19 protein-coding genes are annotated in these 21,240 nt (G+C 49.3%); 16 read left to right on the forward strand and 3 right to left on the reverse strand.

Annotated features, from left to right (window positions below; translation table 11 throughout):
- Nucleotides 1-351: 351 nt before the first annotated feature.
- The 4 genes from rplU (at nt 352) to proB (ending at nt 3,743) form a co-directional block, all read left to right on the forward strand.
- Nucleotides 352-663, forward strand: coding sequence for a 50S ribosomal protein L21 (gene rplU, locus ACOJUN_RS15950; RefSeq protein WP_422132925.1), 312 nt, complete (start codon nt 352-354; stop codon nt 661-663).
- 143 nt (nt 664-806) lie between these two features.
- Nucleotides 807-1,064 carry a 50S ribosomal protein L27 gene (gene rpmA / locus ACOJUN_RS15955; RefSeq protein ID WP_422132926.1) on the forward strand — a complete coding sequence of 86 codons (258 nt, stop codon included), beginning with the start codon at nt 807-809 and terminating at the stop codon, nt 1,062-1,064.
- Nucleotides 1,065-1,283: 219 nt separating this feature from the next.
- The gene (gene cgtA, locus ACOJUN_RS15960) at nt 1,284-2,492 is read left to right on the forward strand and encodes an Obg family GTPase CgtA (protein WP_422132927.1); all 1,209 of its coding nucleotides are present in this window, start codon (nt 1,284-1,286) and stop codon (nt 2,490-2,492) included.
- Between the two features lie 120 nt (nt 2,493-2,612).
- Nucleotides 2,613-3,743: a glutamate 5-kinase gene (proB, locus tag ACOJUN_RS15965; protein WP_422132928.1), complete on the forward strand. Its 1,131-nt coding sequence runs from the start codon at nt 2,613-2,615 to the stop codon at nt 3,741-3,743.
- Nucleotides 3,744-3,829: 86 nt separating this feature from the next.
- Here the strand turns inward: proB and ACOJUN_RS15970 are convergent, their stop codons facing one another.
- Nucleotides 3,830-5,041, reverse strand: a complete 1,212-nt coding sequence (locus ACOJUN_RS15970) for a hypothetical protein (RefSeq protein WP_422132929.1) — start codon at nt 5,039-5,041, stop codon at nt 3,830-3,832.
- A gap of 143 nt (nt 5,042-5,184) precedes the next feature.
- Nucleotides 5,185-5,451: a 30S ribosomal protein S20 gene (rpsT, locus tag ACOJUN_RS15975; RefSeq protein WP_317142656.1), complete on the reverse strand. Its 267-nt coding sequence runs from the start codon at nt 5,449-5,451 to the stop codon at nt 5,185-5,187.
- 288 nt (nt 5,452-5,739) lie between these two features.
- Here rpsT and murJ point away from each other — a divergent pair, with 288 nt between their 5' ends.
- From murJ to ACOJUN_RS16035, 12 genes are all read left to right on the forward strand, one after another.
- On the forward strand, nt 5,740-7,323 hold the full coding sequence (murJ, locus tag ACOJUN_RS15980; RefSeq protein WP_422132930.1) for a murein biosynthesis integral membrane protein MurJ: 1,584 nt from the start codon (nt 5,740-5,742) through the stop codon (nt 7,321-7,323).
- Nucleotides 7,324-7,503: 180 nt separating this feature from the next.
- Nucleotides 7,504-8,427: a bifunctional riboflavin kinase/FAD synthetase gene (gene ribF / locus ACOJUN_RS15985; RefSeq protein ID WP_422132931.1), complete on the forward strand. Its 924-nt coding sequence runs from the start codon at nt 7,504-7,506 to the stop codon at nt 8,425-8,427.
- Between the two features lie 168 nt (nt 8,428-8,595).
- On the forward strand, nt 8,596-11,433 hold the full coding sequence (gene ileS / locus ACOJUN_RS15990; protein ID WP_422132932.1) for an isoleucine--tRNA ligase: 2,838 nt from the start codon (nt 8,596-8,598) through the stop codon (nt 11,431-11,433).
- A gap of 232 nt (nt 11,434-11,665) precedes the next feature.
- Nucleotides 11,666-12,160 carry a signal peptidase II gene (gene lspA / locus ACOJUN_RS15995; RefSeq protein ID WP_422132933.1) on the forward strand — a complete coding sequence of 165 codons (495 nt, stop codon included), beginning with the start codon at nt 11,666-11,668 and terminating at the stop codon, nt 12,158-12,160.
- 96 nt (nt 12,161-12,256) lie between these two features.
- On the forward strand, nt 12,257-12,742 hold the full coding sequence (locus ACOJUN_RS16000) for an FKBP-type peptidyl-prolyl cis-trans isomerase (protein WP_422132934.1): 486 nt from the start codon (nt 12,257-12,259) through the stop codon (nt 12,740-12,742).
- Complete coding sequence (gene ispH / locus ACOJUN_RS16005; protein WP_422132935.1) at nt 12,739-13,683, forward strand: 4-hydroxy-3-methylbut-2-enyl diphosphate reductase; 945 nt, start codon at nt 12,739-12,741, stop codon at nt 13,681-13,683. The genes ACOJUN_RS16000 and ispH overlap by 4 nt, the downstream gene beginning before the upstream one ends.
- 162 nt (nt 13,684-13,845) lie before the next feature.
- Nucleotides 13,846-14,433 carry an ANTAR domain-containing response regulator gene (locus ACOJUN_RS16010; protein WP_422132936.1) on the forward strand — a complete coding sequence of 196 codons (588 nt, stop codon included), beginning with the start codon at nt 13,846-13,848 and terminating at the stop codon, nt 14,431-14,433.
- Between the two features lie 451 nt (nt 14,434-14,884).
- Nucleotides 14,885-16,228, forward strand: coding sequence for a CmpA/NrtA family ABC transporter substrate-binding protein (locus ACOJUN_RS16015; protein WP_422137081.1), 1,344 nt, complete (start codon nt 14,885-14,887; stop codon nt 16,226-16,228).
- 151 nt (nt 16,229-16,379) lie between these two features.
- Entirely contained in the window at nt 16,380-17,378 is a 999-nt protein-coding gene (locus tag ACOJUN_RS16020; protein WP_422132937.1) for an ABC transporter permease, read from the forward strand.
- An 18-nt stretch (nt 17,379-17,396) separates the two neighbouring features.
- Entirely contained in the window at nt 17,397-18,266 is an 870-nt protein-coding gene (locus tag ACOJUN_RS16025) for an ABC transporter ATP-binding protein (protein ID WP_422132938.1), read from the forward strand.
- A gap of 128 nt (nt 18,267-18,394) precedes the next feature.
- A complete protein-coding gene (locus ACOJUN_RS16030) occupies nt 18,395-19,606 on the forward strand; it encodes an alginate export family protein (protein ID WP_422132939.1) in 1,212 nt (403 codons plus the stop codon).
- Between the two features lie 308 nt (nt 19,607-19,914).
- Nucleotides 19,915-20,775, forward strand: a complete 861-nt coding sequence (locus ACOJUN_RS16035) for a D-hexose-6-phosphate mutarotase (RefSeq protein WP_422132940.1) — start codon at nt 19,915-19,917, stop codon at nt 20,773-20,775.
- A 50-nt stretch (nt 20,776-20,825) separates the two neighbouring features.
- Here ACOJUN_RS16035 and ACOJUN_RS16040 read toward each other — a convergent pair whose 3' ends face one another.
- Nucleotides 20,826-21,236 (reverse strand): type IV pilin protein, encoded by a 411-nt coding sequence (locus tag ACOJUN_RS16040; RefSeq protein ID WP_422132941.1) that lies wholly within the window; start codon nt 21,234-21,236, stop codon nt 20,826-20,828.
- Nucleotides 21,237-21,240: the final 4 nt, after the last annotated feature.

Here is a 21,240-nt window from a genome sequence, read left to right on the forward strand (position 1 = left end):
CTGTCAATAGCTGTATGACTTTGGTGCTTATTTCATGGGTATCACCCCCAGGGGTCATAAAGGATAAATCGGGGTTGCCAGTCGGATTGCAATTCCTTAGAATTTGCGCCCCTGTCTTACAATCTGACTGAGAATCCGGGCGGCGGTCCATTTTGTCATGCTTTTGAGCTCTGTTTTCAGAGTTGATCAGAAGTTTATGCGGCGCAGCCCACCTTGAAGTGATGATCAGATAGACGTAGATGGCATTGAAAATTCCGGTCTGAGTACCCTGGTCTTGTTTTCTTGAACCAAAGCCTGGATCTCGCCGGATGCCTTTGACAAAGAGGCTATTAAGGATTTTCGGAGATAAATATGTACGCAGTTATCAAAACTGGCGGCAAACAGTACCGTGTTGCTGAAGGCACAACCCTGAAGGTTGAAAAACTGGACGTAGCTGCAGGTGAAAGCCTGGATATTAACGACGTTCTGCTGGTAGCTAATGGTGAAGAAGTCAAGATCGGCGCTCCTGTTGTTGAAGGTGCCAAGGTGACTGCTGAAGTTGTAGCTCATGGTCGTGGTCCAAAGATCAAGATCATAAAGTTCAAGCGTCGTAAGCATCACCGCAAGCAGATGGGCCACCGTCAGTGGTTCACTGAGCTGAAAATTACCGGCATTGCTGGCTAATAATCAGGCCTTTTAATTGCTGAAGCCGCTCAAGGCTGATTAAAAGGGCATGGCTGATGGACTGGAAACAGTTCGTTAAATACTTCTAAGGTCTGCATCTGGTGTGGTAGCCGGCTGTTTGACCGGGCTAAAAGGAGAGCAGCATGGCTCACAAAAAAGCAGGTGGTTCTACTCGTAACGGTCGCGATTCAGAAAGTAAACGCCTTGGCGTTAAGCGTTTCGGCGGTCAGGTAGTCAACGCAGGTAATATCCTGGTTCGTCAGCGTGGCACCAAGTTCCACGCGGGTGAAAACGTCGGTATTGGCAGGGATCATACCCTGTTTGCCAAGGCTGACGGTAAGGTTGTTTTTGAGGTTAAAGGTCCTCAGAAGCGTAAGTACGTTCGCATCGAAGCTGCGTAACAGTACTTTTCTGGTGTTTACCCCCTGTTGAGGGTGGCGCCACGGGAAAGCCCTGCTTTTTGGCGGGGCTTTCTTGTATATGCGTAAAGTGATTTGAGTGGTGTAGACTCCTGAAGTTGAGTGTCTGGAGGTCAATGCTTTTCTTTTGCTGCAGGCATTTGGGTGAGTATTTATCTGCAGGCATTGGCCGTCTGAAGTCATTGCTGCGGGAGGTTTTGAATGAAGTTTGTCGATGAAGCCACCATCAGGGTTCAGGCTGGCAAAGGTGGCAATGGCTGCCTGAGTTTCAGGCGAGAAAAGTATGTTGCCAAAGGGGGGCCGGACGGTGGCGATGGCGGTGACGGAGGCAGCATCTATGTGGTTGCCGGGAACGACCTGAACACGCTGGTGGATTATCGCTATCAGCGCAGCTATCAGGCAGAAAGTGGTGAGTCGGGTCGTGGTCGCAATTGCTCCGGTGCCAAGGGTCAGGATCTGGAATTGCCAGTGCCTGTGGGTACTACGGTTGTGGATGATGAAACAGAAGAAGTGATTGGTGATCTGACACACGAGGGTCAGAAATTACTGGTGGCCCAGGGTGGCTGGCATGGTCTGGGTAACACCCGCTTTAAATCCAGCGTCAACCGTGCTCCGAGGCAGACAACCAAGGGTTCTCTGGGTGAAGAGCGTTCGCTCAGACTGGAGCTCAAGGTTATCGCTGACGTGGGGCTTCTGGGTATGCCCAATGCGGGTAAGTCTACCTTTATTCGCTCAGTCTCTCATGCCAGGCCGAAAGTAGCAGACTATCCCTTTACCACGCTGGTTCCTAATCTCGGTGTGGTGAGTGTGGAGAAGCATCGCAGTTTTGTTATCGCTGATATTCCCGGTCTGATTGAGGGGGCTGCCGATGGTGCGGGTCTGGGAATTCGATTCCTTAAGCATCTTTCACGTTGTCGTGTACTCCTGCATTTGGTCGATGTGGCTCCCTTCGACGAGAGCGATCCTGTGCATGTGGCAAATGCCATTGTCGATGAGTTGAAAAGTTTCAGTCCGGCTCTGGCTGAACGTGAGCGCTGGCTGGTGCTGAACAAGCTGGATTTGTTGCCCGAAGAGCAACAGCAGGAGATCTGTGATCGGGTGATTGCAGAGCTGGGCTGGGAAGGACCTGTTTACAAGATTTCCGCAATCTCTTCCCGGGGTACAGAAAAGTTGGCCCAGGATCTGATGTCTTACATTGAAGAGCGTAATCTTCAGGAGAGCGAAGATGCTGAACTGGCTGCTCAGGAAGCAGAGGCCCGTCAGAAGCTGGAGCACGAAGCCAGAGGGCGTATGCGTGAGCTGGCGGAAGAGAGGAGGCAGCAGCGTCTTGCCAGAAAAGCTGAAAAAGCGGCTCGGGACGATGATGATCATGACGACGATGATGATGTTGAAGTCTTCTACGCACCTTAGAGGCTGTGGCAAAACTGGCGAGCAAAGCTGAACCACTTTATAACTCAGTATTAGCGAAGCACTGCACGACAGCCTTCTCAGGTTCAGGAGCGAGTGCAGGAGAAAGTGCAGGAGAGCAACATGAGTGAGCGTAGCAGGCTGAAAACAGCCCGACGCTGGGTGGTCAAAATAGGTAGCGCCCTGTTAACGGATGAAGGGCGTGGTCTGGCTATTGATCAGATAGATGGCTGGGTCGATGAGTTGTGCGAACTGCGTAAGCAAGGTGTTGAGCTGGTTCTGGTGTCATCCGGAGCTGTCGCGGCTGGCATGGAAAAGCTTGGACAAAAGGAGCGACCGACCGCTCTGAACGAGCTTCAGGCTGCGGCTGCCGTGGGGCAAACGCGACTCGTTCAAACCTGGGAGAGCAGCTTTCAGAGGCATGGTATCCAGCCGGCTCAGGTGTTACTGACCCATGCGGACCACAGTAATCGTCAACGCTATCTGAATGCTCGCAGCGCCTTGAGAACACTGCTTGATATGGATGTGGTTCCCGTCGTTAATGAGAACGATACCGTTGTGACCGATGAGATTCGCTTTGGTGATAACGATACTCTCGGTGCTCTGGTGGCCAACCTGGTGGAGGCCGATATCCTGGTGATTCTGACGGATCAGGAAGGTTTGTATACTGCCGATCCTCGTAAAGACCCCAGGGCGAGACTGGTGAGTGAGGCCAGGGCCTTTGATTCGTCCCTGGATGTTATGGCAGGTGGTGGCAGTGGTCGTTTGGGGCGCGGTGGCATGCAAACCAAGCTTCGGGCGGCTCGTCAGGCGGCGGCATCTGGTGCGGCAACGGTTATTGTGGGCGGCAAGATTGAGAGTGTCATCACTCGCCTTTTTGAACAGGAAGCTTTGGGGACCTTGCTCACTCCGGATCATGAGCGATTGGCTGCTCGCAAGCAGTGGTTGCAGGGGCACATGCAAACTTCAGGAAAGCTGGTTCTGGATGCGGGTGCCGTTAATGTGCTTAAAAACCAGGGCAAAAGTCTTCTTGCCGTGGGGGTAAAGGCTGTAGAAGGTCACTTCCTTCGGGGCGAGATGGTGGCCTGCATTGATGAGTCGGGTCAGGAAGTGGCCCGTGGCTTGATCAATTACGGGGCTGATGATGCCCGGAAGATCATGGGCAAACCCAGTCACCAGATTGGTGAGTTGTTAGGTTATTCAGGTGAGCCCGAGCTTTTGCATCGAGATAATATGGTGCTTGCTGGGCATTGAGTCAGGTATGGGATCAGATCGCAACTCATTGAGGTATTCGTCTTTATGATCTGATCCCGGTTTCATGGACACCGGTATAATTATTGTCAATCCTGTTTCTTTTTCCACAAAAAGGATGCTGCTCTTCCCAGATGCCCACCAAGCCAAGCGGTTTTTCGAGCAATAAATCCTGAATGTTTGGCGGCCCAGTGAATCATGAAAAAATTAGTGGCGACAAATTTCTTGCCGTAGTAAGGCCAGTTTCTGGCGCTGATGGCGCTGTAATTTTTATCGTATTTGAAAATAGGGATGCAATCTTCCAGCGGGTAGCCTGTTATGCTTTCGAAGATGATGTTAAACGCTGCCTGACCAAATGAAACGCCCAGTGCCTGTGTTGTGCCCATGCTCAGATATTTGGCCGCTGCCAATTTGATAGCGCTGAATGTAAATGCAGTGGCTGCAACCTGCTGGGTCAGAATAGCCCATGAGGTTGTTGCCACCGTGTTATAATCTGCCTCCGAAGCACGTAGCTTCTCATACTCTTCTTTAACTGCCTCCGCGGAATAACCATTGGTGTCCCACTCATCTTGAAACTCGCCCCCTTTGTTTTGTTGAAAGAGCAGACCTGCCTGGGCGGCAATGCCGGCGGTATTCAGCGCCAGAATGGTGAGTGAATTCCAGATGCCTGTTTGCTGGAACGAAATTCCCAGGCCGAGTGCCAGGATGTAGTAAATGGTGTATTCAGAAGCACCACTTGCGGCGAATACCAGAGGTGGAAGCAGGAGAAGCGTGCCGCTATTTCTGTTCATATAATCACTGATTCCAGCGTTAGGTATGCCGGAATCTTTTTGATAGAGAGCCTGAGCCTTTCCGGGTTCCATCAGGATCTCTTTTGAATTCTCCGGGGAGACGGTGCGGTAATAAAACTCATGATCCCCTTTGCGGAACAAGTTGGACGACTTTTCAGTCTTCGCAACAGCGTCCGCGATCTTCCGGAAGGCTTCCTGATCGTTGTCGTTTGCAGCAGGCTGGCTGCCAATTTTGACTTTCTCCATGATTTTTGAAATTTCGCCGGTGCAAACGACCTTGGGATGCAAAGGGTGGTCGGATATCGTCTTTTGCACGAGTGCGGCAGCCTTGACGGGATTTATTTTGTAGTCAAATCTGGCTATCCCCATCTCGGTAATTAAATCGGTCGTTGTGCCTTTGGGGGCACAGAGCACCAGAGTGATTTCCGGAGGTAGGGCTGGCGTCGCGTAAGAGAACGTTGCTGCCAGACTGGTGAAAGCGAGTAAGATTAACGAATAAAAATGCCGCATGGTTAAGGTCCTCGTTGAGAGGGGGTAGGAAGAAATAATGCGGAAGTATAGTTGTGAATTTTAAGTTTCAATTTGTAAAGGCATAAAAAAAGCCGGTGAAAACCGGCCTTTTTGTTATGCCCTTGCTATGCAAGGGCTGGCAATTATGCAGACAGAGCTTTGATCTGTGCATTCAGGCGGCTCTTGTGGCGAGCAGCCTTGTTTTTGTGGATGATGCCTTTGTCGGCCATGCGGTCGATCACTGGAACAGCCGCAGTGTATTCAGTTTTAGCCAGTTCAACGTCTTTGGCTTCGATGGCGCGAACTACTTTTTTGATGGAAGTGCGAACCATGGAGCGCAGGGAAGCATTGTGAGTACGACGCTTCTCAGCCTGACGGGCGCGCTTCTTGGCGGATGGAGAGTTAGCCATTTGTGGTGCTCCTAAGAATCTTAATTAACCATTTGCACTGTTTTTAAACAGGGCTGCTTCGGGCACCCTGTTGGGAGTATGGTGTTTGCCGCGTCACCAATGAATCCCCCGGGCAAGGGTCTCACCAGTGCCATACCCATACAGTCAAGTCGCGGAATCATGCCTATTTGGACAAGGGTTGTCAATAAGGCTTCCTGGCGCTATGGCGTGCAAACCCGAATGGTGAGGCTGTTAATAACTTTGACAACTCAGTACTATTATCGGTTTTTGATCGTTTGAGCGACCTGAATGTCCACAGAAAACTTATCAGACAGTCCTCAGAAGAGTGAAGCTGAGGATAAATCACCCAGTTTGCTGAGGTCGAGCCTGGTCGTGGGCATAATGACCATGCTTTCCCGGATTTTGGGGTTGGCCAGAGATGTGGTTATTGCTGGGTATTTTGGTTCCACATCGTCAGCAGATGCGTTTTTTGTTGCCTTCAAGATTCCAAATTTTCTTCGTCGACTGTTTGCTGAGGGGGCTTTCTCCCAGGCATTTGTGCCGGTGTTGTCAGAGTATCGTACTAAACGCAGCTTTGATGAGGTGCGCTATCTGATCAGTCGGGTCAGTGGCACTCTGGCAGGTTTGCTGCTGTTGGTGACCCTGGTCTGCATGTTGGCCTCTCCCCTGTTAATCCGCCTGTTTGCTCCGGGTTTTATGGATTATCCCGAAAAACTGTTGTTGGCTCAGGAGATGTTGAGGATTACCTTTCCCTATCTTCTGTTGATCTCGCTGACGGCTCTGGCGGGCTCCATTCTGAATAGTTACAACCGCTTTGCAGTACCTGCGTTTACCCCGGTTCTGCTGAATCTCAGCATGATTGGCTCTACTGTATTGCTGTCGCAATGGTTTGATGAGCCTGTCATGGCTCTGGCCTGGGGTGTGGTGATTGCCGGCGTGTCACAGTTGTTATTGCAAATTCCTTTTTTATTGCAGATTCGCTTGCTGCCAGCTCCCGGGTGGGGACATAAGCATGAGGGTGTAAGGCGTATCATGAAACTGATGATTCCAGCGTTGTTTGGGGTGTCTGTCAGTCAGGTCAACTTATTACTGGATACGGTGCTGGCGTCTTTTCTGGAAACCGGGAGTGTCTCCTGGCTTTATTACTCAGACCGTTTGTCTGAACTGCCGCTGGGTGTTTTCGGTATTGCTATTGCCACAGTGATTCTTCCAAGCCTCTCTCGCAAGCATGCTGATGACCACGGAGATCAGTTTTCCAAAACCCTGGACTGGGCAATTCGTCTTGTCCTGTTGATTGGCGTTCCGGCGGGCATTGCGCTGTTCATTCTGTCAGAGCCTCTGTTGGCAACATTGTTCGACTACGGTGAGATGCAGAACCGGGACGTTATTATGGCGGGTATGAGTCTTCGGGCTTATTCCCTGGGATTGATTGCTTTTATGCTGATCAAGGTGCTTGCACCCGGCTACTTTGCCCGTCAGGACACCAAAACTCCGGTCAAGATTGCCATCATTGCGATGGTGGCCAATATGGCTTTTAATCTGATGTTGGTTTTCTGGCTTAAACATGCGGGTCTGGCCCTGGCTACTACCCTGTCTGCTTTCCTGAATGCCGGACTATTGTTCTGGGGGTTAAAGCGTTCCGGTGTATTCACTCCTGAATCGGGGTGGTGGTTGTTCTGCGGGCGACTGATCTTTGCCAATCTCGCAATGGCGGTGCTACTGCTCTGGATGGCGGGTGACGCTGCCTGGTGGCTGGATGCAACGCTCTGGCAGCGAGTGTTTGAAATGGCGAAAGTGGTTGCTGCCGGGCTTGCTGTTTACGCAACGGCCTTACTGGTTGTAGGTTTGCGCCCTGTTCACTTCAGGCATTAATGAGCAGTGTCTGGCGGGCAGTTTTTTACTGTCTGTCAGGCTTCCTTTCAGTACTTTTCCGGGCGACAGATTCAACCCGGGAAAAAAGAGCGGTGATTTGATGAACATGGCTCTTAAGTACAAAACGCTCCTGAGATATAATCCCTGCCTTTGCCAGCCTAACAGAGAATAGACCGCCTAATGCAGTTGATTCGCGGAATGCACAATATCAGACCGGAGCATCGCGCCTGTGTTGCGACTATTGGTAATTTTGATGGTGTTCATCTTGGACACCGGACTATCCTGGAGACACTGCGGCAGCAAGCTTTCGAGTTGGATGTCAGGATTTGTGTGATCACTTTTGAACCTCAGCCCCGGGAATATTTTCAGGGCGATCAGGCACCGGCAAGACTGACTAACCTGAGAGAGAAACTGACACTTCTGGAAGAAGCCGGTGTAGATCAGGTACTGTGCCTGCCTTTCAATCAGAAACTGCAAAACCTGACACCGGATGATTTTGTTATGAAGGTGCTGGTGGATGGACTGGATATACGCTATCTGATAGTGGGAGATGATTTCCGTTACGGATTGAAGCGGCAGGGAAATTTTGCGCACCTGAGAAAGATGGGCGATCAATTCGGGTTCGAGGTGTGCGACACCCGAACGGTATCTATGGATATGGACCGTATCAGCAGTACCCGGATTCGTGAGCAGTTGGCGAGTGTGAGTCTGGATGCGGCAGAGAAATTGTTAGGACGTCCCTTCACCATGATGGGGCGTGTTACAAAAGGCCAGCAGTTGGGCAGGCAGTTGGGCTTTCCAACTGCGAATATACGTGTCTGCAGGCGGACACTGCCTATACAGGGAGTGTTTGCAGTCAGGGCATGGTTCGATGGCCGAAGCTATGATGCGGTGGCTAACCTGGGTGTCAGGCCAACCGTGAATGCCACCCGTGCCATGCTGGAAGTGCACCTTCTGGACTATCAGGGTGACCTGTATGGCCACACCCTGCGGGTAGAATTTATCAAGAAGATCCGCAGTGAGAAAAAGTTTGAATCGCTGGATGCTCTCAAGGCAGCGATTGCTGATGATGTGGAAGCCGCAAGAAGCTTCTTTCATCAATGAGCCGGATTCAAAAAAGCTGTTTCACGAATACTCAGAAAAACAGCTTGTGAGAAGATTGCTGAGAAACATCGTCTGGAACTTCCGGGCGGGTTTCTTGAAACAGTTTGGGATGACGAGCTTTGGGCCTGTTTGTCTGGCCCGCAAGACGTGTGATGATGAGATCCAACTATGACCGACTATAAGCATACATTGAACTTGCCGGAGACTGATTTCCCAATGCGTGGAAATCTGGCCAAGCGTGAGCCTGAAATGCTCAAGCGCTGGTACGACGAAGCGCTTTACGAAGAGATTCGCAAGGTGTCCGAAGGTCGTGACAAGTTCATTCTGCATGATGGCCCTCCTTATGCCAATGGCGACATCCATATCGGTCACGCGGTCAATAAAATCATTAAGGACATGATCATCAAGTCCAAAACCCTGAGCGGTTTTGATGCTCCCTACGTGCCGGGCTGGGACTGCCACGGCCTGCCGATTGAACATAAAGTGGAAGGCATGTTGGGCAAGGCGGGCGATAAGGTTGATTTTAAAACCTTCCGTGCCAAGTGCCGGGAGTATGCCGCCAAGCAGGTCAATGGTCAGCGTGAAGATTTCAAACGCATGGGCATCCTGGGTAGCTGGGATAAGCCTTACCTGACCATGGACTTCCAGACCGAAGCCGACATTATCCGGGCCTTGGGTAAAATAGCCGACAACGGTCATCTGGTGAAAGGTTATAAGCCTGTTTATTGGAGTGTGGTTGGGGGGTCTGCATTGGCTGAGGCTGAAGTGGAATACCAGGAAAAAACCTCTACCCAGGTTGATGTGCGTTACGCCGCTCTGGACGAAGCTGATCTACTGTCTGCTTTTGATTTTGACAATGATGGCAAAGGTAATGAGCAGGGTGAAGGCGAAGTAGCCGTTGTTATCTGGACCACAACGCCATGGACTCTGCCATCCTCCCAGGCAGTAACACTGGGTGCAGAATTGGGTTATGCACTGATTCAGTGTCAGGTCAACGGTCAGCCTGCACGACTGATTCTGGGCGAACAGTTGGTTGAGTCTGCCATGCAACGCTACGGTATTGAAGACTACACTATCATTGCCCGTAGTCTGGGAGCCCGGCTTGAAGGCAAAAAAGTAGCCCATCCATTCTATCATCGTGAAATCCCCCTGATTCTGGGTGATCATGTCACCACCGACGCCGGTACCGGCTCTGTACATACTGCACCTGACCATGGTGTCGATGACTTTAACGTTGGTAAAAAGTACGGCATTGGCACACTGAACTATCTGGATGATGCCGGTCTCTATCGCAGTCATGTTGAACGTTTTGCCGGAGAGCATGTTTACAAGGTTGATCCAAAGGTTGTTGAAACGTTAGAAGAAAATGGTCGTCTTTTGGCTCAGGCCAAAATGGTGCACAGCTATCCACACTGCTGGAGAACCAAAACGCCCCTGATTTTCCGTGCTACACCGCAATGGTTTATCAGTATGGAAAAAGAAGGCCTGCTAAACACAGCCATGAAATCTCTGGATAATGTCAGGTTCACTCCAGACTGGGGTCGTAACCGTATGGAGTCCATGCTGGGCCAGAGCCCTGACTGGTGTATCTCTCGTCAGCGTACCTGGGGTGTGCCCATTGCTCTGTTTATTCACAAGGAAACCGAAGAGCTGCATCCTGATACCTCTGCACTCATTGAAAAAGTGGCCTTGAAAGTCGAGCAGAAAGGTATGGATGCCTGGTTTGATCTGGAGCCTGCTGATCTGTTATCAGCAGAAGATGCTGAGCACTATGTGAAGGTGACAGACACTCTGGATGTATGGTTTGACTCCGGTGTCACCCACTACTCTGTGTTGGATCGTCGCGAAGGTTTGCAGTCCCCTGCAGATATCTATGTAGAAGGATCTGACCAGCACCGTGGCTGGTTTCAGTCTTCCCTGAAGACCGGCATTGCTACTAAAGGTGTGCCACCCTACAAGCAGCTTCTGACCCATGGCTTCACGGTGGATGCCAATGGTCGCAAGATGTCCAAGTCTTTGGGCAATGTTATCGCCCCCCAGAAGGTATTCAAGTCACTGGGTGCAGATATTTTACGTCTCTGGGTGTCTGCAACAGACTACACCGCAGAAATGACCGTGTCTGATGAAATCCTCAAGCGCACGGCAGACAGCTATCGTCGTATTCGTAATACGGCTCGTTTCCTGCTGTCTAACCTAAACGGCTTCAACCCTGAAACCGACAGTGTAGCCTGGGATGATATGCTGTCTCTTGATCGCTGGGCCGTTGACCGTGCCATGGGTCTGCAGAAGGAAGTCATTGACGCCTATGACAGCTATAACTTCCTTAATGTTTACCAGAAAGTTCATAATTTCTGCTCTCTGGATTTGGGTGGTTTCTATCTGGACATCATCAAGGATCGTCAGTATACAACCCGGTCAGATAGTCTGGCGCGTCGCAGCTGTCAGACGGCTATGTTCCATATTGTTGAAGCCTTTGCCCGGTGGATTGCTCCCATCACCAGCTTTACGGCCGATGAGATCTGGCAGTCCATTCCTGGCTCGCGCAGCAAGTCTGTTCTGCTGGAAACCTGGTATGAAGACCTGAAAAGCCTGGAAGGTGATGAATTGGGTGCAGATTACTGGAACTCTGTCATGGCCGTAAAACACGCCGTCAATAAGGCGCTTGAAGATGCTCGTAAAGAAAGTGTGATCGGTGGCGGATTGGAAGCAGAAGTGACCTTGTTTGCCAGTGATGAACTGTTGGAAACGCTGGGCAAACTAGGCGATGAACTGCGCTTTGTCCTGATTACTTCCAAGGCTGAACTCAAGCCTCTGCCTGAAGCTGTGAAGGCTGTGGATACCGAAGTTGAGGATTTGAAGGTTGCTGTTCGCAAGTCAGTGCATGAGAAGTGTGATCGTTGCTGGCACCGTCGTGAAGACGTTGGCACTATTGAAGCACACACTTTACTCTGCGGGCGTTGTGTTGAAAATGTTGACGGTGAAGGTGAGGTCAGAAGATTTGCCTGATTGATCGTCATGAATCAGAAATGCCCGATAGCGTTCGGGCATTTTTTTCATTCACTGGTGCTCTATTTTTTGACTGCATGAACAGTCAGACGGACAAGGAAAAGTCACCTTCTCCGGTTATAGACATAGAGCTTTATCTTCTATTTCGGTTTGTAACCATATCGACATTTATACGACTCGGCATAAGATTTAACTGGGACTCACTAAAACAGATTAAAAGGGCCTCAACAGTATGAGAAAAAAATCCTGGGGAATGCTCCACTGGTTGTGGATAAGTGGAGTGGTTCTGATTCTGGATCAGGTGGTCAAGCATCGCATTGTGGACAGCTTATACCTTTATGAGCAGGTGCCTGTCATTCCTTCCTTTTTCTCGCTGACTCTGGCCTATAATACTGGCGCCGCATTCAGTTTTCTGAGTGATCAGGGTGGCTGGCAACGGTGGCTTTTTGTGGGGGTAGCATCCGTCGTCAGCCTGATGTTGGTCATCTGGCTTGCCCGAATGAAGAGAGAAGAAAGTTGGCAGGCCTGCTCAATGGCTCTGATACTGGGAGGTGCACTGGGCAATCTTTATGATCGGATCATGAATGGTTACGTCGTGGATTTTCTGCTGGTGTATCATGACGGTTGGTATTTCCCGTCCTTCAACCTGGCGGATATGGCCATAACCTCCGGTGCAGCCATGTTGGTTCTGGATATCTTCCGGCCTCAGCATAACAGTCATAGCTGAAATTATGCTGGACTATGGGGCACCTGGAGTCTTTAAGATGGCGGCAATCGTTGTCTGTGTATGAATGGATTTTTCGAAAGCGGGTATAGAAAAACAATGTCTGATGTTGTGGTAGGACCGGGAAGGCAGGTAACACTGCACTTTGCCCTGAAACTGGAAGACGGGCAGGTGGTAGACAGTAATTTTGATGGCCAGCCTGCTACATTTGTCGTGGGGGATGGGAACCTGCCTCAGGGTTTTGAGCAGGTGATTTATGGCTTGTCCGAGGGTGACCAGGGCAGCTTCAGAATCCCACCCGTCGGTGCTTTTGGTATGCCTAATCCCGAGAACATCAGGGAGTTTACCAGAGACACATTCTCTGATGATATGGAGTTGCAGGAAGGTTTAGTCGTTTCTTTTGCTGATGCCGCCAACTCTGAGCTGGCTGGCGTCATTACCGGTTTGACAGAGAGCCATGTTGAAGTGGACTTTAATCATCCACTGGCGGGTAAAGAACTGTTGTTTGAAGTGAAGGTTCTGAATATCACTCAAGCGATTCATACACCAGAAACTCATACACCAGACAAGAGCGCAGAGGCATGAAAATCAGGCTGGCAAATCCCCGGGGATTCTGTGCAGGCGTTGACCGGGCTATCGACATCGTAAACCGGGCTCTGGATGTTTTTGAGCCTCCTATTTATGTGCGTCACGAAGTTGTTCACAACAAGTTTGTGGTAGAAAACCTCAAACAGCGTGGTGCCATATTTGTCGAGGAGCTCCATCAGATACCGGATGATTCTATTGTTATTTTCAGTGCTCACGGTGTTTCCAAAGCAGTCGAAGTAGAGGCTGCCCGTCGTGGTTTGAAAGTCTTTGATGCCTCTTGTCCTCTGGTCAAAAAAGTCCATATGGAAGTTGTGCGTTACTCTCGGGATAGTATGGAGTGTATTCTGATTGGTCACGATGGTCACCCTGAGGTGGAAGGTACCATGGGCCAGTACGACGACTCTAAAGGCGGGAAGATGTACCTCGTCGAAACAGAAGACGATGTTCGGAAACTGACAGTGAAAGATCCGAAACATCTTGCTTATGTTACACAGACGACACTGTCTATGGATGATACCGCCAGGGTGATTGATGCACTGAGGGCCAAGTTCCCTGAAATTAATGGGCCGCGCAAAGATGATATCTGCTACGCCACTCAAAATCGTCAAGATGCCGTGAGGGCTCTGGCATCTGAATGCGATGCAGTCTTTGTGGTAGGTTCGGTGAACAGTTCCAACTCCAACCGCCTTAGAGAATTAGCCGAAAGAACAGGCGCATCAGCATATCTTGTTGACGGAGCCCAGGATATTCAGCCTGAATGGTTGGAAGGCAGACAGAGTCTGGGCATTACCGCAGGCGCTTCAGCCCCTGAAGTGCTGGTAAAAGGTGTCATCAATCGGTTGATTGAATTAGGCGCCGAAGAGCCCGAAGAACTGGAAGGGGAACAAGAGAATATTGTTTTTAGCATGCCCAAAGAGCTCCGGATGGTAGAAGTCTGACACATCCAATTGGCCAGGCATCAGGCATTTGCATCGATTTCGTTTCCGGAACAGCTGGCTGATTCTGAATGCTAAACCCGTTCCTCATTGCTCTGGTACAGCCCTTGCTTAAAAATAGCCTGTGAATAGTTATCTTTTCAGGGATATAGAGTGTTACAGGCTATGGATTCAGTGTTGTTGATTGGAGACCGTTCGGCTCGACTGTCTGTTTTAAACCAGGCACTGAATGAGTTTGGCTACCAAGTCATTAAGCGACAGGGGCAGAATGAGGACCTGCTGACCCTTGTGCCCGACCTCTCGCCCGATATTCTGGTGATTGGTCTGGATAAGCCTGCCCCCTCACTTCTGGAAAAGCTGGCTCTGATCAATAAGACCTCTCCACTCCCTGTCGTAATGTTTGTAGAGCAAACCACTGACAACATCGTCCAGCAAGCCACACGATCCGGCGTTAATGCCTATATCGTGGCTGATCTGCAGCCACAGCGCCTCAAAACCATTATTGATGTGGCCGTTGCCCGTTTTCAGGAATACCAGTCATTGAAAGATGAGCTGGAGCGGACCCGGAGTCGTCTGGAAGATCGAAAGTTACTGGACAAGGCCAAGGGGTTGCTGATGTCCAGACAGGGGATCAGTGAAGACCGGGCTTATAAAAAGTTAAGAAAGATGGCTATGGATAACGGTAAAACTCTGGCAGCTGTGGCCAGAAATGTTATTGATGTTTTCAACATGCTGGAAGAAAAAGCGTCATGATTGGAAGATTGCTCGTTGTTGGTGCGCAATTTCACTGTCGTGCACCAAACCGAAATAAAAATGAAACAAAATTGAAAAAAGATCAGAGTTAGAGGCCGAAATTAGTTGGCACGAAGAATGCTTTAACTCAGCTACAACAATAAAAAATGTTCCTGCCAAGGGCGGCAGGAGCAGGCATTCGCAACAAAGACGTTGTGAAAGAGAGCAAAGGCGCTCATCGCTATCCGGAAAAATTTCCAGGTAGCGGTGGGCGCCTTTTTTTTTACATGGATGTACCGAACCTCTGAAATGCGTGACGACAAGGTGATGGAGCGATCTATGAGCCAGAGCCGAGAAGGCATTTCAGGGGGCGGTGCAGAATAATAAATCTTTAGGTAGCAGGGCAGTGAGCTATCAGTAGAGATATTTGGAGTGACAAATGAAGTGGTTCAGACCCTTTAAGTCGGTGGCAATGAGTGCCCTGATTAGCGTCAGTGGTCTTGTGTCAATGCAGGCAAATGCCGAGTTGGGTTATCCAGAAAAAGAAGAGCTGAGGTTTGGTTTTATCAAACTGACGGACATGGCACCTATAGCCATTGCGTACGAAAAAGGCTACTTCGAAGATGAAGGCTTGTACGTCACCATAGAAGCTCAGGCAAACTGGAAAGTATTGCTCGATGGTGTCATCGATGGGCGGCTTGATGGCGCGCACATGCTGGCCGGTCAGCCTATTGCTGCGACCATGGGTTATGGTACAAAAGCGGAAATCATCACTCCGTTTTCCATGGATCTGAACGGTAACGGTATCACTGTTTCCAATGAAATCTGGAAACAGATGAAACCGAATATTCCCAAACGGGCAGACGGCAAGCCTCAGCATCCCATCAAGGCGGATGCTCTGAAACCCGTTGTTGAAAAGTACAAAGACGACGGCAAACCATTCAACATGGGTATGGTCTTCCCGGTCTCCACACACAACTATGAATTAAGATATTGGTTAGCAGCGGGTGGCATTCACCCCGGATATTATGCTCCACACAAGGGGGATACCTCAGGTCAGATTAATGCTGACGCACTGCTATCGGTGACTCCGCCACCTCAGATGCCAGCCACTATGGAGGCGGGCACTATCTATGGTTACTGTGTAGGTGAGCCCTGGAACCAGCAGGCTGTCTTCAAAAACATCGGTGTTCCTGTTGTTACGGATTACGAGATCTGGAAAGACAATCCGGAGAAAGTGTTCGGTATTACCAAAGCCTTTGCCGAAAAATATCCCAACACCACTATTCGTTTGACTCGCGCACTGATCCGTGCTGCCAAATGGCTGGATGAAAACAACAACGCCAACCGTCCTGAGGCTGTGAAAATACTTTCCCAGTCCAATTATGTAGGTGCTGACTACGACGTGATTGCCAACAGCATGACCGGTACTTTCGAATATGAGAAAGGTGACAAACGTGAAGTACCTGATTTCAACGTCTTCTTCCGTTACAACGCTACTTATCCCTACTACTCTGATGCGATCTGGTATCTGACCCAGATGCGTCGCTGGGGACAGATTTCTGAAGATAAACCCGATTCCTGGTACGTCGACATTGCCAAGAAAGTTTATCGCCCGGATATCTATGAAGCAGCTGCCAGGTCCCTGATCGAAGACAAACTGGCCAAGGTTAGCGACTTCCCGAACTTTGCAGAAGAAGACGGGTTCAGAAATCCACAGACCCACTTTATTGACGGCATCGTCTACAACGGCAAGAAGCCTAATGAGTACATCAACAAGTTCAGTATTGGTCTGAAGCAGGGCGACAAGATTTGATTTTGTTGTGAATGGATCAGCCTTGTGGTTGATCCATTCAAGCTCGGGCTGATGATTTTGAAAATACAGCCCCATCACGATTTGTGCACTGTTTTATGTTCTGGGATGGGCTGAATTTTCCGCTCAAGGCTGTTTGGGGGAGAGAACCAACATGACAACTGAAACTGCGTTGGCCAATAACAATACTAACAAGCCAATTATTTCTGAAAATCTTAAAACAACAATAATAATAACCTTTAAAACCCTGTTGATTCCTTTTGCCGGCATCCTGGTCTTTCTGATGATTTGGTCAGGGGTCGCCAGCAAAATTGATACATCACTGGGCCAATTTCCCGGACCCTCGGCAGTCTGGGAGCAAATGGGGTCGCTCTATGAAGAACACAGCGCCGAACGATTCAAAGAGCAGGCCTTCTATGAGCGACAAGAGAAGCGTATCGAAGCCAGACTGGCCAAGGACCCGGATTACGTACCCAAAATTCGTGCCTACACCGGTAAAGAAACGTTTCTGGACCAGATCTTCACCAGCCTTATCACTGTGCTGAGTGGATTTGTCCTGGCAGCAGTCATCGCCATACCCCTGGGGATTGCCATAGGACTGAATAAAACCCTGAATGCGGCAGTGAATCCTGTTATTCAGATTTTTAAACCGGTTTCTCCCCTGGCTTGGCTACCTTTGGTGACCATGGTCGTCAGTGCTGTGTATGTCAGTCCTGACCCTTTGGTAGCCAAGTCCTTTTTAAATTCCATGATTACCGTCACGCTCTGTTGTCTGTGGCCCATGGTAATCAACACTTCAGTGGGCGTTTCTTCTATTGAGAAGGATCTGGTGAATGTCAGCCGTGTGCTGAGACTGCCAGCCCTGAAGCATGTGCAGAAAATTGTTCTGCCCGCTTCCATACCGATGATTTTCACCGGCATGAGATTGTCGTTAGGGGTTGCCTGGATGGTTCTGATCGCTGCGGAAATGCTGGCTCAGAACCCCGGTCTTGGAAAGTTCGTCTGGGATGAGTTCCAGAATGGCAGCTCCAACTCTCTGGCCCGGATTATGGTGGCCGTTATCGTCATCGGGTTTATCGGTTTTCTGCTGGATCGCACCATGCTTCAGCTGCAGCGCTTTGTCTCCTGGGACAAGGCCGGCATAGTCAGTTAATTCACGGAGGTGACGGACATGAACTCTCAAAAAGCAGCGGGCACTCTATTAGACATAAGCCATATCGACATGGTGTTTGATACACCAAAAGGACCTTTCACGGCACTCAAAGGCGTGGACCTGAAGATCAGTAAAGGAGAATTTGTTTCGCTGATTGGTCATTCGGGGTGTGGTAAGTCAACCGTATTGAACATTGTTGCCGGGCTTTACCAGGCCACTACCGGGGGTGTAGTCCTTAACGGTAAGGAGGTCAGGGAACCGGGACCGGAAAGAGCCGTGGTGTTCCAGAATCATTCTCTGCTGCCCTGGCTGACAGCCTATCAGAACGTTGAGCTGGCGGTTAAGCAGGTATTTGGACGCTCAAAAAGCAAGTCTGAAACAAAAGAATGGATAGAGCACAACCTGGAATTGGTGCACATGGAGCATGCCATGCACAAGCGACCTGATGAAATTTCCGGAGGTATGAAGCAGCGTGTCGGCATTGCCAGGGCACTCTCCATGCAGCCGGAAATTTTGTTGATGGATGAACCTTTCGGTGCTCTTGATGCCCTGACCCGGGCTCATATGCAGGACTCTTTGATGGAGATCCAGCAGGAGCTGAATAACACCGTCATCATGATTACCCATGATGTGGATGAAGCCGTACTGCTCTCGGATCGTATCGTCATGATGACCAATGGGCCAGAAGCCACTATTGGCGAAATTCTTGACATCAATCTGGAACGTCCCAGAGATCGTCTGGCTCTGGCGGAAGACCTTGAGTATACCCGCCTGCGCTCTGAAGTATTGAAGTTCCTCTATGAGAAACAGCGCAAGGTGGAAAACATCAGCAAGCATAAAAAGAAAAAAGAAGCTTCCAGCAGTAAGGAAAGCTTTCAGGCCGCGTAGTATCCGGGGGGATATAACGCAGCTCAATCAACAATAACAACAATAAATCAGCAATGAGCGAGAAAAATAATTTTTTGTCGTCCATGCGATAAAAGGCTTTTCACAACAAAAAAACGGAGTTTAAGTCCTTGAAACACACAAAGGTAACATTACTGGCAGCGGCTATTGCGGGGGCAGCTGCTGTCTCAACAACTCAGGTTCAGGCTGACGAATTTATAGAAGCGCTTACCGGCGGAGAGGCGTATGGTGACTTCAGGCTCAGATACGAAACGGTTGATCAGGACAATACCCTGAAAGATGGCAAAGCACTGACCCTTCGCTCTCGACTGGGATACAAGACAGGGGATTACTACGGTTTCTCTGGCCTTTTGGAATTTGAAGATTCAAGGTCTATAGCGGGTATCGATGATTACAATGATGCGGTTGGCAATGGTGCTGACTATTCCGTGATTGCTGATCCGGAAGTGACCGAAGTCGATCAGGCATTTATTCAATATAAAATGGAAGGGCTGACAGCCAAGCTCGGAAGACAGGTTATCGCTTATGATAATCAACGTTTTGTTGGGCATGTGGGCTGGCGACAGGATCGACAAACCTTTAATGCATTCAGCGCTGATTATATGCCGGTTGAAGGACTGTCACTGAAATACGCCTACATCAACAAACGCAACCGGATTTTTGCGGAAGAAAAGGATCTGAGATCCAAGGATCATTTGCTCAACGCTTCTTATGCCACACCCTTAGGAAAACTGACCGGCTATGCATACTTGCTTGAGTTGGATGATGATACCGACAACAGTCTGGATACCTACGGCGTGCGACTCTCAGGTTCCGCAGATGTCAGTGACCTGAAACTCCTCTACACCGGAGAGTTTGCCACTCAGGAGTCCGAATCAGGCTCAGATAAATACGACGCCAATTTCTACTTTGTCGAGGGTGGAGTAGCGATATTCGGTATTACCACCAAAGTGGGTTATGAAGTACTGGGCTCCGATGATGGCAATTATGGCTTCTCGACGCCGCTTGCTACTGCTCATAAGTTCAATGGTTGGGCGGATCAGTTCCTGAGCACTCCTGCTCAGGGTCTTAAAGATCTTTATGCCACAGTTGGTGGCAAGCTTTTTGGTGGTAAGTGGTCGGTCACCTATCACGATTTTAGTGCTGATGAAGAGACCTCCACTATTGAAGATCTGGGTAAAGAGATCGACCTGGTCTACAGCAAGAAGTTTGGGAAGCACTATAACGCGGGTGTGAAATATGCTACCTATACTGCAGGCGATGATGCTGCTGGTAAGGTAGATACCGATAAACTCTGGTTGTGGGTGGGTTTAAGTTTCTGATAACAACGAAAAGGGAAGCCTGAGCTTCCCTTTCATAAAATAGTTATTGATCCCATATTCAATCCGGCTTAGCGGATGTCCAAAATACGATATTTATCGTCTACTTACCCAATTCTCTATCTGAAGTTTTGATACTCTTTCATAGTCTTGTAAATTTTTGGTTGCCACAATAAGTCCAGACTGACCGCATACCCTGCTATCAGTGTATCTGCAGGTATAGATGTAAATGCATGTGTCGATGAGGTGCCTGATCATGTCACAGAAATGTGGGTCTGTTATTCTGATGTTACAACTCAGGAAGTTTCGCTATGACTTTTCAAACGAATTCTGCTTTCAAACCCAGAATGATAGGCGCTGTGCCTGTTCTTGAAATCGACAATCCTTTTGCCAAAGCTATGATTTCCCTGCAGGGAGGGCAGGTTTTAAGTTATCAGCCAAAAGGTCAGGAGAAGGTCCTGTGGATGAGCCCGCTAGCGGATATGGTTGAGGGAAAAGCGATTCGTGGTGGCGTGCCCATTTGCTGGCCATGGTTTGGTCCTCGACAGGAAGGAGGCCCCAATCACGGTTTTGCCCGTACAGAGCTTTGGAAATTTGAGTTGACTGACACGCTGGAGACTGGCGAGACTCGAGTTGTTTTGTCATTACCAATTGACAGTATTCCGGAATGGGATGGTAAAGCAGGCCTAACTATAGAGATTATTGTTGGCAAAACACTAAGAATCAGTCTGACCTCGAGAAACACTGGAGCAGGAAAAGTTGAAATCAGTCAGGCATTGCATACTTATTTCACCGTATCAAACACGGACCTGATCTGGATTGAAGGACTGGATGGCAAGCGTTACCTGGATGAGACTGACGACAGCAGAGCCTGCATTCAGGAAGGGGATGTGATCATTCAGGGTGAAGTCGACAGAACCTATATTGATGATAGCGAAGCCTGCATCCTTCACGATCCTGGTTTGGGAAGAAAAATCACCATCAAAAAATCCGGCAGCAACGGCACAGTCGTCTGGAACCCGGGACCTGTTCGGGCAGAAAAAATGCATGATGTGCCTACTTTTGATTATAAGTCTATGGTTTGTGTGGAAACGATAACGTTGCCCCAGGTTTCTGTTGGGCTGGAACCGGGGGGGAGTCATGTTATGGTGGCTGAGATTTTTGTGGGGTGATTGGTTTTTTTGGAATGGAGCCCTCGGGTTTTTTGAGGGCTTTTTCAGAATTAGTTATCCCAGTTTGCGTTTCTTCTACCCAGTGAATCAAGCGTCAGGTTTCCATCAGCGGCCTGTGCACCTTGGGGTATGGCAGTCAGTGTGTATCCATTTTGACAGCCACCCACAGCACAGGCGGCAGAAACAGAATACCACCCATCCTCAGTCATAAATGGACTAGTGGCATGGCCAAGTGCCGTCATATCGGTTGTATAGACTTTATTGTCTAAAAAAAACTGCTCCTGTTGACCTGCTGCTTGCAACAAAGCCGTTTGACCTTCTGATCTTCTTCCATCGGTGAGAAAGGCTTGATAACTGGGAAATGCTATTGCAGCCAAAATGCCTATGATTGCAACTACAATCATAAGTTCTATTAGTGTAAAGCCATTATATCTGTTCATTGTATTTTGATTATTGATCATAGTG

This window comes from Endozoicomonas sp. ALD040 (genome assembly GCF_049275945.1).
Classification (GTDB): domain Bacteria; phylum Pseudomonadota; class Gammaproteobacteria; order Pseudomonadales; family Endozoicomonadaceae; genus Endozoicomonas_A.

Excerpts from the sequence above, each read along its gene's own strand:
- rplU (WP_422132925.1), top strand. The coding sequence starts at position 352 with ATGTACGCAGTTATCAAAACTGGCGGCAAACAGTACCGTGTTGCTGAA.
- rpmA (WP_422132926.1), top strand. The coding sequence starts at position 807 with ATGGCTCACAAAAAAGCAGGTGGTTCTACTCGTAACGGTCGCGATTCA.
- cgtA (WP_422132927.1), top strand. The coding sequence starts at position 1,284 with ATGAAGTTTGTCGATGAAGCCACCATCAGGGTTCAGGCTGGCAAAGGT.
- proB (WP_422132928.1), top strand. The coding sequence starts at position 2,613 with ATGAGTGAGCGTAGCAGGCTGAAAACAGCCCGACGCTGGGTGGTCAAA.
- ACOJUN_RS15970 (WP_422132929.1), bottom strand. The coding sequence starts at position 5,041 with ATGCGGCATTTTTATTCGTTAATCTTACTCGCTTTCACCAGTCTGGCA.
- rpsT (WP_317142656.1), bottom strand. The coding sequence starts at position 5,451 with ATGGCTAACTCTCCATCCGCCAAGAAGCGCGCCCGTCAGGCTGAGAAG.
- murJ (WP_422132930.1), top strand. The coding sequence starts at position 5,740 with ATGTCCACAGAAAACTTATCAGACAGTCCTCAGAAGAGTGAAGCTGAG.
- ribF (WP_422132931.1), top strand. The coding sequence starts at position 7,504 with ATGCAGTTGATTCGCGGAATGCACAATATCAGACCGGAGCATCGCGCC.
- ileS (WP_422132932.1), top strand. The coding sequence starts at position 8,596 with ATGACCGACTATAAGCATACATTGAACTTGCCGGAGACTGATTTCCCA.
- lspA (WP_422132933.1), top strand. The coding sequence starts at position 11,666 with ATGAGAAAAAAATCCTGGGGAATGCTCCACTGGTTGTGGATAAGTGGA.
- ACOJUN_RS16000 (WP_422132934.1), top strand. The coding sequence starts at position 12,257 with ATGTCTGATGTTGTGGTAGGACCGGGAAGGCAGGTAACACTGCACTTT.
- ispH (WP_422132935.1), top strand. The coding sequence starts at position 12,739 with ATGAAAATCAGGCTGGCAAATCCCCGGGGATTCTGTGCAGGCGTTGAC.
- ACOJUN_RS16010 (WP_422132936.1), top strand. The coding sequence starts at position 13,846 with ATGGATTCAGTGTTGTTGATTGGAGACCGTTCGGCTCGACTGTCTGTT.
- ACOJUN_RS16015 (WP_422137081.1), top strand. The coding sequence starts at position 14,885 with ATGAGTGCCCTGATTAGCGTCAGTGGTCTTGTGTCAATGCAGGCAAAT.
- ACOJUN_RS16020 (WP_422132937.1), top strand. The coding sequence starts at position 16,380 with ATGACAACTGAAACTGCGTTGGCCAATAACAATACTAACAAGCCAATT.
- ACOJUN_RS16025 (WP_422132938.1), top strand. The coding sequence starts at position 17,397 with ATGAACTCTCAAAAAGCAGCGGGCACTCTATTAGACATAAGCCATATC.
- ACOJUN_RS16035 (WP_422132940.1), top strand. The coding sequence starts at position 19,915 with ATGACTTTTCAAACGAATTCTGCTTTCAAACCCAGAATGATAGGCGCT.
- ACOJUN_RS16040 (WP_422132941.1), bottom strand. The coding sequence starts at position 21,236 with ATGATCAATAATCAAAATACAATGAACAGATATAATGGCTTTACACTA.